This is a genomic window from Bacillus cereus group sp. Bc031 (genome assembly GCF_027716265.1).
In the GTDB taxonomy this organism is placed as follows: Bacteria; Bacillota; Bacilli; order Bacillales; family Bacillaceae_G; genus Bacillus_A; species Bacillus_A paranthracis.
Genome location: NZ_JAQFUL010000037.1, coordinates 1 through 14,909, shown reverse-complemented (window position 1 = coordinate 14,909; position 14,909 = coordinate 1). Strand labels below are relative to the sequence as shown.

Here is a 14,909-nt window from a genome sequence, read left to right as displayed (position 1 = left end):
ACCTACCCTTGTTATTGATGATGATTCAGATGCAACTGTACCATTTGAATATAGTGGGAAATTAACACATGAAGCATTCCTATTATTCTTAAAGGACTGATTAAAACTATATCATTGTTAATTGATACATGATAAATAATTTGCAATTCCATCATATTTTTTCTAATAAATGGAAATACATAAAGGTGAATAATTTTGAGGAGGTTTTCAATTATGGAAGAAAACCAGGACATGAATTCTCTAGAGGAACAAGACATGAAACGTGAGACATTGACAACACGACAGGGGCACCCTGTGAAGGATAATCAAAATATCCGAACAATTGGGAATCGTGGTCCAGCAACACTTGAAAATTATCACTTCATCGAAAAAATTTCTCATTTTGATCGAGAAGAGGTTCCGGAACGTGTAGTACATGCGCGAGGAGCTGGAGCATTTGGGTATTTTGAAACGTATGGAAAAGTTGGAGATGAGCCGGTAGAAAAATATACTCGTGCGAAAGTATTTTCAGGGGCTGGTAAAAAAACGCCGTTAATGGTTCGTTTTTCTACAGTAGCTGGAGCTAAGGACTCACCAGAAACAGCAAGGGATCCACGAGGCTTTGCAGTGAAAATGTATACGGAAGATGGTAACTGGGATTTAGTAGGGAATAATTTAAAAATTTTCTTTATTCGTGATGCGATGAAGTTCCCAGATATGATTCATGCGTTTAAGGTTGATCCGGTTTCGAATGTGGCGAATCCTCAGAGAATGTTTGATTTTGTTTCTCGTACCCCGGAGGCAACGCATATGATTACATTTTTATTTTCTCCATGGGGTATTCCAGCAACATATCGCCATATGCAGGGATCTGGTGTAAACACTTATAAATGGGTAAATGAAAAAGGCGAAGCGGTATTGGTGAAATATCACTGGGAGCCGAAGCAGGGAATTCGAAATTTAACACAAGAAGATGCAAACAGTATTCAAGCAATGAATGTTAGTCATGCAACACAAGATTTATATGAAGCAATTGAGCGCAAAGATTATCCAGAGTGGGAGCTATTTGTACAAATTATGGAGGATGATTATCATCCAGAACTCGATTTTGATCCTCTTGATGATACGAAGCTTTGGCCAGAGGAGCAGTTCCCATGGTTACCAGTAGGACGTATGGTTCTTGATCGTAATCCAGTTGATTACAATTCAGAGATTGAACAAGCTGCTTTTGGTACAGGAGTACTTGTTGATGGCATGGACTTCTCAGACGATAAAATGCTACAAGGTCGTACTTTCTCTTATTCAGATACGCAACGTTACCGCGTTGGTGCAAACTATCTACAATTACCTGTTAATGCACCTAAAGCACCTGTTCGTACAAATCAACATCGTGGTCAAATGGATATGCGTAATCCGAAAGAGTCTGGAGAAAATCCGCATATTAACTATGAGCCATCTATGCTGGGTGGTTATAAAGATGCAAAACAAGAAAAGCACCATCCACACCAACCAACTTACAATGCGGCTGCTATGAGTGCACCAATCGATCGTCCTAATAATTATGGTCAAGCAGGTCACACGTATCGTAGTTTTGAGGAGTGGGAAAGAAATGAGTTGGTTAAAAATCTATCTGAAGCACTTGCAGTATGTGACAAAAGAATTCAGAATGCGATGATTGAACACTTCACACAAGCTGATGAAGATTATGGCCGTCGTGTTAAAGAAGGTATTGAAAAGAAAATGAAAGAAGCTAAAACGGAAAACAAACTTCCGGGCCGCGAAGTAAGTAAATCAAAATATGGTCAAGGGTCATTAGCTGCAAACGAAGCAACAAAAGATGCAGTGAAGAAAAGCCATGAATCAGATGCTTATTAATTGAAGTGAGCACAGTAGAATACCTAGAGCTTCCGTGAAAATAGTTAGGTAGCCTTCCATATGATTGTTAAAATGTTTTTTTTATATGAGAAGTACTAAATATCATAAGATAGTTCATAAACAAATAAAAAATAAAGTTTCAAAAAGATGCTCTTGGATAAATCCAGGAGCATCTTTTTGAATGCGGCGTAGTGCACCACTGTAACCAATTTAAAGAATCGAAATCTTCCATAACGAAATTTTTATTCATTTTTAAATGGTGATATTGAGTTAAGTTTATAAATATCCATTCGTTTCGAATTGAATATTCTTCTTAACAGCTAAAATTTATGGATTAGAGTTTTTTAGGTTTCTTAGGTGGATTGCTATATTACTATCAAGATAATGTTTTGAATAATTCTCAAAACAAAGAAATGTACATGTTCTTGTTTGTGTAGTGAAGTTTCTTAAGTTGAGAGAGGGCCTTTATATCCTAATCCAAAAGTGTAGACTACCACCTACGAATAATCATCTCCTCTTAAAATTGTTGTTTTACATCTTCAAATTTTTGAAGAAGAAGTGTTTTGTTGGGAAATGATAAAATCTTATTAATTTTTATAATTAGTAGAATTTTTATAGAAATAATTCTCTTAATATATTAAAATAACATTGTATTATGTAAGATTTTAATTAGGGGAGAGAAATTTTATGTTGAAAAAAATCATTCCAGTTGCTTTAGCAATAAGTACAGTTACTTTTACTAGTGTATTCGCTGTACCTTCAGCCCAAGCAAGTACAGAACCAAACCGCTACATAGATGTACAAATGCTCGGGATTAACGATTTTCATGGGCAACTAGACACAGTAAAAAAAATTAACAATAAAGATGCAGGGGGAATCGAGTACTTAGGGGCTTATTTACGTGATCGTGAAAAACAAAATCCGAATACATTAAAAGTACATGCTGGCGATGTTGTTGGAGCAAGTACTCCTGTTTCAGCATTATTACAAGACGAACCTACCATTGAATTTCTAAATGATTTAAAATTCGATGTTGGAACGATAGGAAATCATGAATTTGATGAAGGTGTTGAAGAAATGAACCGCCTTATTTATGGTGGATACCATGAGAAAACAGGGAAATTTAAAGGAGCAAAATTCCCATATGTTGCCGCAAATTTCTATAATAAATCCACCGGTCGTTTATTTTTACCACCATTCACTATAAAAAAGGTACAAGGAGTTCCTGTTGGATTTATCGGAGTCGTAACAACGGATGTGCCTAATCTTGTTATGCCTACTATGCTAAAAAATGTAGAAATTACAGATGAAGTTGAAGCTATTAACAAATCCGTAAAGCAATTAAAAAAACTAGGTGTTAAATCTATCGTTGTTCTTGCACATAACGGGGGGACAACAGATGGGAACGGCGTAACAAATGGTGATATCGTCCGATTAGCAAATGAGACTGATCCAGAAGTCGATGTTATTTTTGGTGGGCATAGCCACACTTATGTAAATGGAACTGTTAATAATAAACTTGTCGTACAAGCAAATTCTTACGGTATGGCTTTTGCTGATGTTGATGTAAAGATTGATCGTAAAACACAAGATATTGTTGAGAAAAAAGCAGAAATTGTTACAACTTACCATGAAGGCATGGAGCCTGATAAAAAAATAAAGAAGAAGATGGAGAAATATCAAGCAAAAATCGCACCTCTTGTTAATGAAGTTGTAGGTAAGTCTATTGCTCCACTAGATCGCAAACTAAATACGGCTGGTGAATCTACTCTTGGAAATTTAGTTGCTGATGCCCAGCGTGCAACAATGCAATCTCAAATTGCACTTATGAATCCTGGTGGTATTCGTAATGACTTAGATGCTGGTGATATTACATGGGGAGAGATATATGGTATTCAACCATTCGGAAATCAATTAATAAAAGTAAATTTAACGGGTCAAGATATTCGTGATATTTTAAATCAACAATGGCAAAAAGACATAACAAGAATGCTTCAAATTTCAGGGATCCAATACACTTGGGATGCAAACAAACCTAATGGAGAAAAAGTAACAAGTATTCGCCTAACAAATGGAGAAGAAATGATTCCTTCTAAAACTTACAGCGTCGTTGCGAACGCATTTTTAGCTTCAGGTGGAGATGGATTTGTATCCTTTAAAAACGGTAAAGATGCTGAAACAGGACCAACTGATTTTGAAGCATTAGTAGATTACATAAAAAAATCAAAAGAACCAATTCAGTCTATTATTGATGGAAGAATTCAAAAAATAAATTAGGTTTTTATTAATCTCAAAAAAATAGATTACCTATGCACTATACTTTTTTGTGTGCAGGTAATCTATTTTTTTGATTTGAAATAGAGTTTTACCGTGGCTAATAGGTATACCGTCTAGATGCAGAATGCCGAAAAAAATGAAATTCGTATAATTGCTAATTCATCCGTAACTATCATTGTTTTGTTTGATAGCAATGGAGTACGGCCACAGATCCATCAACTTAAGAGTTGGGACTATTCTAGAGATTAAAAGCACGTTAGCATTTTCTTAATTAATGGGAAAGAGTGACATACTTTTTAGGAATATGCATAAAAAACAAGGGTGTCATTATTTGCCGAAGATTTATCTCAATAAAAGTCTCCCAATACACTTAATCAATTCACTAAATTAGAGTTGAGTTTTTGGTAAGAAGGGAGCCATATGTTTCGAAAGAAATGTAGAAATTTCTATAATAGTTTCCTTCAGTTCCTTATCTAGCTTGAGTGCATCTGGGAGTAGTATCGCCTATCAAATTAAGACCATAGACAAGATGAACTTTCATCTATTAGAACTGAAATATTCTTAATATAGAGGCATACTAGATTATGATGTTTTTCCGTAACAAATATAGTTAAAAATTTCAGGTTTAGAGAGAATTATAAAGGGTATACATACAATATAAAGAGTTGATTGGAGATGAATTTTATGGTGAATGAGTCTATAAAATTTGTATTCTTACTTTAAATAAAAAGGGGGCTAGTATACATGAATAAATGGTTAATAAATAAAAAAATCCTATTTGTTTTGTAAACGAGGGGCGTGTGGAAAATGAAAAATATGAAACGCAAGCTAGGAACCTTTGCACTCACAATGACTGGGATTGGCTCGATTTTAGGGTCTGGCTGGTTATTTGGTGCATGGAAGGCTGCTAAAATATCAGGAGGGGCCGCTATCTTTTCTTGGCTCTTAGGAATGATTGTAATATTATTTATTGCCTTACCATATAGCGAGTTAGGAGCTATGATTCCGGAGGCTGGCGGAATGGTAAAATATACCCAATACTCACATGGAGATTTCGTAGGATTTATTGCTGCATGGGCGAATTGGATAGCCATCGTCTCAGTTATTCCAGTTGAAGCTATAGCCTCAATACAATATATGAGTTCATGGCCTTGGGAGTGGGCAAGTTGGGCCAAGGATTTAGTAGACAATGGGATGTTGACTTCAAAAGGTCTTGCAGCTGCTTCTTTACTTATTATTATATATTTCTTTTTAAACTATTGGACTGTTAGTCTATTTGCAAAAGTAAATTCTCTAATTACTATATTTAAAATCGTAATTCCTGGTCTTACAATTGGTGCATTGCTATTCGTTGGATTTCATGGAGAAAACTTTACTAGTCAGCAGGACTTTCATGTATCTAATTGGTCAAATGTATTAACTGCTATGGCAACATCCGGTGTTATTTTTGCATTCAATGGTTTTCAGAGTCCAATTAATATGGCTGGTGAAGCAAAGAACCCAGGGAAATCCATTCCTCGGGCAGTTGTAGGATCTATTTTAATTTCAACTATAATATATGTATTATTACAAATTGCGTTTATCTGCGTTATAAATCCTAATATAATAATTAACGGATGGTCAAATTTAAATTTAAATTTCAATTCACCATTTGCTGATTTAGCAATAGCACTAAATATTAATTGGTTAGTTATTGTATTATATTTAGATGCTTTTGTATCCCCTTCTGGTACAGGTACTACTTATATGGCAACCACATCACGCATGCTGTACGGAATGGAGAAGAATGGATATTTCCCTAAAGTTTTTGGGAAATTACATCCTACATATGGTGTGCCTAGATTTGCCATGATGTTTAATTTAATGATTTGTTTTGTTTTTTTATTTTTATTTAAAGGATGGGGTGTTTTAGCTGAAGTGATTTCAGTAGCTACATTAATTTCATATGTTACTGGACCAATAACAGTAATGACTCTGAGAAAAACTGCACCTAATTTTCAACGTCCTTTCTATATAAAGGGATTAAACATTATCGCACCTTTAGGGTTCATTTTTGCATCATTAACATTATATTGGGCAAAGTGGCCGTTAACAGGAGAAGTAATGTTTATTATACTTATGGGCTTACCTATATATTTTTATTATCAATTAAAAACAAAATGGGTTGGATTTAAGAAGAATTTTTTAGCTGGATTATGGATTGTGGGGTATTTATTATTTATGATTTGTATATCGTACATTGGAAGTGAAAAATTTGGTGGGTTAAATATTATAACTTATGGATGGGATATGGTACTTATTTCAATTGTTTCATTTCTATTTTATAGATGGGCTATAAATAGTGGATTTAAAACAAAAGATCTACAGGTAGCACAGAAGATTAATGGTAGAATTAGTTGAATAATATACATAAATTAGAAAAAATGATTTATTTGAGGAATAAAGAATTTGTATGTATTTAGAAAGTATAGTTAAATGATTTCTTTAAGTAACAGGAGCAGCTAGCAAAGGCTAACTGCTCAACTCTCGACCAAGGGAGCTAGAGTTGGGAAAATATTCAAAGCTGACTTTTTAAAGTCTTATATAGTATCGAGAAAACGTGGGTCGTATTTGTATGAAACATAAAAGAGTAGTTAATAAAAGTTAATTGCTAAGCCTTCGAGTAAGAAGGGAAAACAAAAACTGTATTTGCATTACTAACGGAATGTTGCGTTTTATTCATAGAGAAAATGCATAAAATTCTATATTGCATGGGATAAGCGATGTAGCTCTGTTGGAAGACAGAGTGAATGAATCCAAAAAAATCTAGACAACTTTCTGAACAAACGTTTATCCCGCTTTAATGGACAGTAAGACCCCCACCTCAAAATTCAGCGAAAGCAAAGAATTTAGGTGGGGATCGGGCTGCCCATTAATGTCCGATTGGTTCAACTAATAATTAGTGGGGGATGAAGAAAATCCCACTGATTAAAGTTTCACTTTATTAGCGCTTCAAGTACTTTAACGGAATTTGAAATAAAAATTATGGGTTAATGGTATGAATGTATACCAAAAACTATTACGTGAAAAGTATGTATTAAATGGTGAAGGTAAATTAAATGAAAATGTATCTTGAACAGAAGACACTATATAGTGTAATACTTATAAAAAAACAGTTCATTTAACTAAAAAGGACAGTTAAATGAAATATAACCGTTCCTAATTATAGGAACGGTTATAAATTTATCATGTGCTGGAGGTCAATCCGAATGGCATGGACTACCGTTGCTAAATAGTATGGACATGGAATTTAATGAGTATACGTAATAATAGCAAACAATAATAGTGGAAGCCGTAACGAATTATTAGTTCGTGATGCTGAAAGTGCAATCGATCAAATGAAATATAAAATCGCACAAAATTTCACTATATAACTTGATGGTCGATTCACTCGCTAATTATATAGTGTATGGATTAGAAGGAGGGATTATAATCTCTCCTTTTTTAATGGGAAAAATCTATGCTCAAATGGTTTTCAAGAAATTTTAAGTAAAAGTACAAACTACTCTTCTAGATAGAAAGAACTGAGCTAATAGTTAGAAATTCATTATTTTGATAAGAACATATTTAATAATAAAAAGTAGTTAGCAAAAGCTAACTACTCGGTAACCAATTTGTTCTAAAACAGGTTAGTTATATTTTGGACACATCTTTAAGAAAATATACAACATAACTAAAAACAGTAATCTATGTTAATTGCTTTAACAAACAAAGCAACAAGGGTCTAGTATTAATTGTAAAATAAATTAATTATTAAGTATTCACGATGTTAAAAACATAACAAAAGACATGTTTTATACCAATTTCGCTTCCTAATTGTTTATTACATTTAATAATATAAATAATTTTATTAAAATAAATGATGCAACGCAAATTAATTTAACTGCCGTAGATGTTGAAGAGTTAACTTGAAGGGGTAAGGAAGCTGTTTACTATTGCTTAGAAGAAATATCAGAATAGGTTTTTATAAGGGAAAAGCTTCATTTCGTTTATATCAAAATTTTTTGGGGAAAGAGATAAATGGTAGAAAGAATGAATAGATAAACAAATTCTCAAAAATCATTATTACGTAGGGGGAAATCTATGGATAAGATAATAACGTTAATTTAAAAATTTCTTTTTTTATTTTTAACGTATTATTCTCGGAATAACATAATTCCTCCAAATAAAAGGGGAAATCAAATGTGAAATCATCGATAGATAGTATTCAAAAAAGTAAAAAATTAAAAAATCAAGAAAAGGGAGAGAGAGCAACATGGAAATCAATGTCTATGTTTCTAGTTCCCTTGCTTTTAAGTAACATATTACAATCAGTTGGACAATTATTTGGTATGGTGGTAGTTGGACGATGGCTTGGTGTGAATGAATTAGCTGCCATTTCAGCATTTTTTCCATTATTCTTTTTACTTGTTTCGTTTGTAATTGGGATTGGATCGGGTAGTTCGATTTTAATTGGTCAGGCATTTGGAGCCCGTAATGAAGATCGTTTAAAAGCCATTGTTGGTACGACGTTAACATTTACCTTTATAATAGGCGTTATTTTGGCAATAGCGGGAAATGTATTTGCTCTGAACATTATGCGTTTTATGGGTACGCCAGAGAATATAATTGATATGAGTGTGCATTATGCGCGTATTTTATTTATTTCTATGCCAGTTTTATTTCTATATTTCTCCTATACAACGTTTATACGAGGTACAGGAGATTCTAAGACACCGTTTTATTTCTTAATTGTTAGTACAGTCTTAAATATAATTCTATTACCTATTCTAATTTTTGGTTGGCTAGGAATACCCAAACTTGGTGTGTATGGAGCTGCCTATGCTTCTGTTATCTCGACCGTTGTAACATTTATTGTTATGCTTATGTATTTGAAGAAGAAGAATCATCCACTGCAATTAGATGAGACTGTACGGAAATATCTTCGTATGGATTGGGATTTATTAAAACTATTATTACGCCTTGGAATTCCAGCGAGTATTAATATGATTCTTGTTTCGTTATCTGAGATTGCGGTAATCGCATTTGTGAATCGTTTCGGTTCTGATGCGACTGCTGCATATGGGGTTGTAAACCAGGTTGCAAGTTATGTTCAGATGCCTGCGGTTAGCCTTGGAATTACGGTATCTATTTTCGCTGCGCAATCTATTGGTGGGAAACAATTTAACCGATTACAGGAAGTTATTCGTGCTGGAATTATTATGAATTATATAATTGGTGGTATACTAATCGCTTTTATTTACTTGTTTTCAAGAGAAATCTTATCGTTATTCTTAACGAACACGAATACAGTTGAAATTGCGCATAGTTTGGTGATGATTACACTTTGGAGTTACTTAATTTTCGGTCATGCTCAAATTATTGGTGCAACAATGCGAGCAAGTGGAACTGTATTATGGCCCACTATTATCGGTGTCGTATCAATATGGCTTGTAGAAGTCCCTGTTGCTTATTACCTTTCTTATCATACAAATCTTGGTATAAAAGGAATATGGATTGGGTATCCAGCAGCATTTATTGTAAGTTTACTTTTGCAATATGGATATTATAAACTTTCATGGAAGAAGAAACGAATTTCACGACTTGTTAGTTAGAATAGAAGGTGAAAAATGATATTCTCTTATAAGTTGTCAGTTTTAGGAGTATGACTATAACATCATCAAACGAATAAAACCGAGTTACCCTCAAACGGGAGTATGTTGGTTGTAATTGTAAATTCAATTTCATCCTTTCATAGTTATCTTTAGAAGTTCAACTCAATTTTTCATGTTGGGGAAGAATATATTTCTTGAATTAATAGGAATAGGACAGATTATATTTCGTTTTGAGATTACGGACAATAAGGAGTTAAAAAAGTCAAAACAGCTACATGCTATGTAGCTGTTTTGGCTTACATAAATTTAATTAGTAACCAGAGTCTTCTGAAGTAAGGTTATCTATCATTTTATAATCGTATTTTTGTAATGGTTTCTCAGCAGGCCCTTCAAGTACTTCTCCTGTATATGAGAATCGCGAACCATGGCACGGACAATCCCAAGAACGTTCTCCATTGTTCCATTCAACTTCACATCCAATATGGGTACAAGTTGTATCTACAATATGAAGCTTACCTTCTGCATCTTTATAAGCTCCTTTTCTATGTCCATCAATATCAACGACAGCCCCTTCATCGTTAGATAAATCACGAATACATTTTTGTGGAATCTCTAACTTTCCTTTAATTAAGTGACCAACAACATTGGCATTTTCGACTAAGAAGTTCTTTAAACTTGGATTCATATGGAAACGGGAGGGAGTATATAATTCCCGAAATTTGTTCTTTTCTTTTAATATGATATCTCGGAATAAAAGAGTAGCTGCAGTTCCATTAGTCATACCCCATTTTCTGTATCCAGTGGCAATTAATATGTTTTTTTGATCAGATGTGATTTCACCGATATAAGGAATTTTGTCTAGTGTAATTAAATCTTGTGCTGACCAACGATATGGGATATTTTCAAGGCCGAAAACTTGTTGTCCGAATATTTCTAGTGCTTCATAATGTTTTAATGTTTCGCCGCCTTGTCCCGTTTTATGACTTTCTCCAGAGATAAGAATGAATTCTTCTCCATTAATTGTTGTGGAACGGAGAGAACGTGTCGGTTCATCTACACTAATATACATACCACCTGGATAATTTGTTCTTGTCTTAGCAGCAATTATATAAGATCGGTCTGCATGCATTCTTGTAGAGTAAAGTCCTGCACCTTCATAAAAAGGGAAATGGGAACAAGAGAGAATATACTTCCCTGTAATTTGAGCTCCTCCACGGGTAAGAACCACAGGTTGCTCGCCTGTTTTTATATTTACTGCTGTGGTATTTTCAAAGATGTATCCACCTTTTTCTGTAATTATATTTGAAAGATGGGCTAAATATTTAAGTGGATGGAATTGTGCCTGATTTCTCATAACAAGTGCATTATGTATTTTTAAATCAATAGGAAGTTTGTTTACAAGCTCGCCTTCAATATGAAGCTCTTTATAAGCTTCTGCTTCTTTTTCTAACTTATATGCATATTCTTCTGTTGTGGCATACAGATAAGCATCTTGTTGAGTGAAATCGCAATCGATTTGATGTTTATTAATTGTAGTTTGAATGAATTTTAAAGCATCGATGTTTGCTTCGTAATACAATCTTGCGGTAGTTCTTCCGGTATATCTGATAAGCTCTTCATAAATCATATCATGTTGAGCAGTAATTTTAGCTGTCGTATGTCCAGTCGTTCCATTTAATAATTTGTCTGCCTCTATAACAGCGACTTTTAGACCTTCATTTACTAAAAGATAGGCAGAAGTAATGCCAGTAATTCCTCCTCCTACAATAATAACATCGACCTGCATGTCATTTTCTAAGGAAGGGTATTCAGGTAAATGAATACTGCTCGTCCAGTAAGATTCAGCATTATGTGGTAATTTCCCATCGTAATTATCGTTATTCTTCAATATAAATCCTCCATCCAAAGTTTTATAGTTCTATTATTTCCACTTATTGAAGAGGTAAACTTTGAGTCTAGAAAATAGCAAATTGTGATTGGACGCGTATTCAATTTATCTGTACTTTTGTATAAATAGAAACAAGTGATTTTAACAACATTAGGAATGGTTCGTGCAGTGTAATTTCATTTGTGTGATATAGCAAGAAGAATAATCGCATTAGAAAAAATCAGCAATGTAACCTGTTAAGCGTAAAACGAATCTTCAATATGTAAAGCGCAAAAAAACACTGAAGCGAAAAGCATTGGTGCTTTTGCGCTTTCGGGCATAGATGCTACTTCAACCCTATTATAGAAGCGATTTCGAATGTAAGGAATTTGTAAGGGATAGGTAAGAAAGAAGAGATTTTCATTGTGTAGGATAAAAATATAAGGAGGCGTGAAAGGGGGATAAGTACGGCCTACATATAAAACAATCAGTAACAAGAGTGTTTTGTGAAAACAATGAGTACAATGATTGCAAATACATTGTTGCCTTTTCATCAGTGGGAGAATGGATAGTTGTGTGGTTCGTATAGGACACTGCTATCAACTATCTATACAATTTTAATAGAAGAGAGGAATTCTTTATGAAAACACGCAGTAAAATTACATGTGCAAGTCTAGCACTTTTAATAGCTGGAAGTTCTCTGTTATACGTAACACCAACATCCATTGTAAAAGCAGAACCTACGCAAAATGTATCTAGTTCGTTAAAAACAAGTACGCAAAGTAATCGTACTTCCGTTAAGAAAGCAATGCGAGATGAACTGCAACTTGGATACCCGGGAATACTCGCTAACATTTCTAAGGGTGGTAAAACTTGGGGTTATACTGCTGGGATAGCGGATCTGAGAACTAAGAAACCAATGAAAGCAGATTTTCGCTTTCGCATTGGCAGTGTGACGAAAACGTTCATTGCAACAGTGCTCCTTCAATTATCTGGAGAGAACCGTTTGAATCTAGATGACTCCATTGAAAAATGGTTGCCTGGTGTCATTCAAGGAAACGGATATGATGGTAACCAGATTACAATCCGGCAAATCATGAATCATACAAGTGGTATTGCTGACTATATAAATTCAAAAGACTTTGATATTACGGATATAAAAAAATCGTATACAGCTGAAGAATTTGTAAAGATGGGGATTTCTCTTCCCCCAGACTTTGCTCCAGGAAAGGGTTGGTCTTATTCAAACACAGGATACGTATTACTGGGGATGCTTATTGAAAAAGTAACAGGAAACAGTTATGCGGAAGAGGTTGAAAATCGGATTATTGAACCGCTTGATTTGTCAAATACATTCCTACCTGGCAATTCAAGCGTGATTCCAGGCACCAAGCATGCCCGTGGCTATTTGCAACTAGACAAAGCGAGTGAGCTAAAAGACGTTACTTATATTAACCCAGGTAGCTCGGATGGAGATATGATTTCTACTGCTGACGACTTAAACAAATTTTTCTCTTACTTACTAGGTGGCAAATTACTGAAGGAACAGCAATTAAAACAAATGCTTACTACAGTTCCTACAGAAAGAGAGGGAACTGGATATGGTCTTGGAATACTTGAAATTAAGCTTCCAAATGGAGTCTCGGTATGGGGACATAGGGGAGCCGTTCCAGGGTTTTCCACTTTTGTTGGTGGAACACTTGGAGGTAAACATACACTCGCTATCAATGCGAACAGTTTAAACATTAATAATCCGGAATTTTTTAAAGATATTTTACTTACTGAATTTAGCAAGTAGACAAAAAGGAAAAACGGAAAAATTTTGTCATTTGTAATTTCAATCAGAATGGATTATCGCTTGAAATGAGTATAGAGGGGATTAAGTATATAGAAACAATTAAGCTAAGCATGAAGGAGGGCTAAGTAAAAGGATTTGTTTATACATTGGCCAATTAAAACAGCAACACATATAATGAGTGATTAGTATGTATATAGTATTGCATTTGTGTTGGTATCGTCACGGATTGTAAATTTGTATAAGGTACGAAGTCTAATTTAAGACTTCGCACTTTTGCTGTTTAATAGCTTTTATTACGAAGCTATTAACAATAGAAAAAAGGAGAATGTAACTAGTTATGTGGATACTACTGTATGATTGGTGCAACAAATTGTGACTCTAACGTATTTGAAAGGCCTGATAAATTCAACGTTTATCGTCCTGACATTGATATTAAAAAGGCATTTAGTGGTACTGCAAGACATCTTGCTTTTGAATCAAGTATATATAATTGTGCAGGAGCAGCATTTGCAAAATTAGAAATTGAAATAGATTCAACGATCAAAGATAATATTAGCGGAAAAAAATTGAGGGACATTAAGGATTTTGTGAAGAGGACTTCAAAAATGAAATAACATGGTAATATGCTATATTTCTATTATTAATTGAAAGTTATTATCCTATAAATTCAGTCATTTATTATATAACTGAGTACATAAAAAATGAGCTGAAATCTAATAAATAACGTAAAAGCTAAAAGATTTTCGCTTTGAGAACATCTCAAAATATTAAATTGATGGTAACTTTGTTGTATCTCTTTAAACATACCTATATTAAAACCCAAATTTCTCAATTGAATGCTGAGATATTTGGTTTTTTCTAAAGTAATCAATTTTTTAAAAAATTTTTAGAAATTTAAACATAAAGTATTGTATACATGTAAGTATGATTAAAAATGAAAAGTTGTAAATGCTAAATTTAATTAAATAAGCTTTACTCTCTTTACCATTGGCCTGAGTGAATAGTTTATAGGAAATTACACTGGCTAAAGATGCGATAATTGTTCCAAGCCCTCCAATATTTACTCCTAGTAATAAAGCTTTCCAATCAGAAGTAAAGTTTGATAGAAGAATTGAAGTAGGAAAATTGCTAATCAATTGACTCAAAAATATGGAACTAAAGAAGACTGAAGTATCTCCTCTTAAATTAGCGCGAGCAAATGTCTCCAGCGCATCAGAATGGGAAATGTTTCCGATAAAAATAAAAAAACAGACAAAGGTTATTAGAAGAAAGTAATCGATCTTAAATAGTAAGTTTCTATCTAACGTAAATGCTGCCACCAATGTAACTATTAGCGCAATGTAATAATTAATGAAACCAAAAATGGATGCAATGATAGTGATAAGTATCAAAATCCAGATGGTCATGCCCATCAACTTAAGAATTTTCACTACCCCCAAGTGACAAAAAACGTTATTCTTTCTAAAAAGCTAGCTAGAAA

General features: G+C 33.8%; 7 protein-coding genes and 2 pseudogenes. 7 read left to right on the top strand and 2 right to left on the bottom strand.

Annotated features, from left to right (window positions below):
* Nucleotides 1-213: 213 nt before the first annotated feature.
* The 5 genes and pseudogenes from PDQ33_RS15510 to PDQ33_RS15490 all read left to right on the top strand — a co-directional run bounded on the left by PDQ33_RS15510 (nucleotide 214) and on the right by PDQ33_RS15490 (nucleotide 9,764).
* The gene (locus PDQ33_RS15510; protein ID WP_061130832.1) at nucleotides 214-1,854 is read left to right on the top strand and encodes a catalase; all 1,641 of its coding nucleotides are present in this window, start codon (nucleotides 214-216) and stop codon (nucleotides 1,852-1,854) included.
* 687 nt (nucleotides 1,855-2,541) lie between these two features.
* The gene (locus PDQ33_RS15505) at nucleotides 2,542-4,131 is read left to right on the top strand and encodes a bifunctional metallophosphatase/5'-nucleotidase (protein WP_061130833.1); all 1,590 of its coding nucleotides are present in this window, start codon (nucleotides 2,542-2,544) and stop codon (nucleotides 4,129-4,131) included.
* An 807-nt stretch (nucleotides 4,132-4,938) separates the two neighbouring features.
* Nucleotides 4,939-6,531 (top strand): APC family permease, encoded by a 1,593-nt coding sequence (locus PDQ33_RS15500; RefSeq protein WP_270756101.1) that lies wholly within the window; start codon nucleotides 4,939-4,941, stop codon nucleotides 6,529-6,531.
* Nucleotides 6,532-7,439: 908 nt separating this feature from the next.
* Nucleotides 7,440-7,541 (top strand): annotated as a pseudogene (locus PDQ33_RS15495) (small, acid-soluble spore protein, alpha/beta type); the annotation flags it as partial.
* A gap of 894 nt (nucleotides 7,542-8,435) precedes the next feature.
* A complete protein-coding gene (locus tag PDQ33_RS15490) occupies nucleotides 8,436-9,764 on the top strand; it encodes an MATE family efflux transporter (protein ID WP_229132971.1) in 1,329 nt (442 codons plus the stop codon).
* A gap of 310 nt (nucleotides 9,765-10,074) precedes the next feature.
* Here PDQ33_RS15490 and PDQ33_RS15485 read toward each other — a convergent pair whose 3' ends face one another.
* Complete coding sequence (locus tag PDQ33_RS15485; protein WP_270756098.1) at nucleotides 10,075-11,652, bottom strand: FAD-dependent oxidoreductase; 1,578 nt, start codon at nucleotides 11,650-11,652, stop codon at nucleotides 10,075-10,077.
* 577 nt (nucleotides 11,653-12,229) lie between these two features.
* Here PDQ33_RS15485 and PDQ33_RS15480 point away from each other — a divergent pair.
* Together PDQ33_RS15480 and PDQ33_RS15475 are read left to right on the top strand one after the other, a co-directional pair.
* On the top strand, nucleotides 12,230-13,429 hold the full coding sequence (locus PDQ33_RS15480) for a serine hydrolase domain-containing protein (RefSeq protein WP_229132972.1): 1,200 nt from the start codon (nucleotides 12,230-12,232) through the stop codon (nucleotides 13,427-13,429).
* 353 nt (nucleotides 13,430-13,782) lie between these two features.
* Nucleotides 13,783-14,043 (top strand): hypothetical protein, encoded by a 261-nt coding sequence (locus PDQ33_RS15475; protein ID WP_002157072.1) that lies wholly within the window; start codon nucleotides 13,783-13,785, stop codon nucleotides 14,041-14,043.
* A gap of 261 nt (nucleotides 14,044-14,304) precedes the next feature.
* Here the strand turns inward: PDQ33_RS15475 and PDQ33_RS15470 are convergent.
* Nucleotides 14,305-14,832 (bottom strand): annotated as a pseudogene (locus PDQ33_RS15470) (anion transporter); the annotation flags it as partial.
* Between the last annotated feature and the right edge of the window lie 77 nt (nucleotides 14,833-14,909).

Excerpts from the sequence above, each read along its gene's own strand:
- PDQ33_RS15505 (WP_061130833.1), top strand. The coding sequence starts at position 2,542 with ATGTTGAAAAAAATCATTCCAGTTGCTTTAGCAATAAGTACAGTTACT.
- PDQ33_RS15510 (WP_061130832.1), top strand. The coding sequence starts at position 214 with ATGGAAGAAAACCAGGACATGAATTCTCTAGAGGAACAAGACATGAAA.
- PDQ33_RS15490 (WP_229132971.1), top strand. The coding sequence starts at position 8,436 with ATGTCTATGTTTCTAGTTCCCTTGCTTTTAAGTAACATATTACAATCA.
- PDQ33_RS15475 (WP_002157072.1), top strand. The coding sequence starts at position 13,783 with ATGATTGGTGCAACAAATTGTGACTCTAACGTATTTGAAAGGCCTGAT.
- PDQ33_RS15500 (WP_270756101.1), top strand. The coding sequence starts at position 4,939 with ATGAAAAATATGAAACGCAAGCTAGGAACCTTTGCACTCACAATGACT.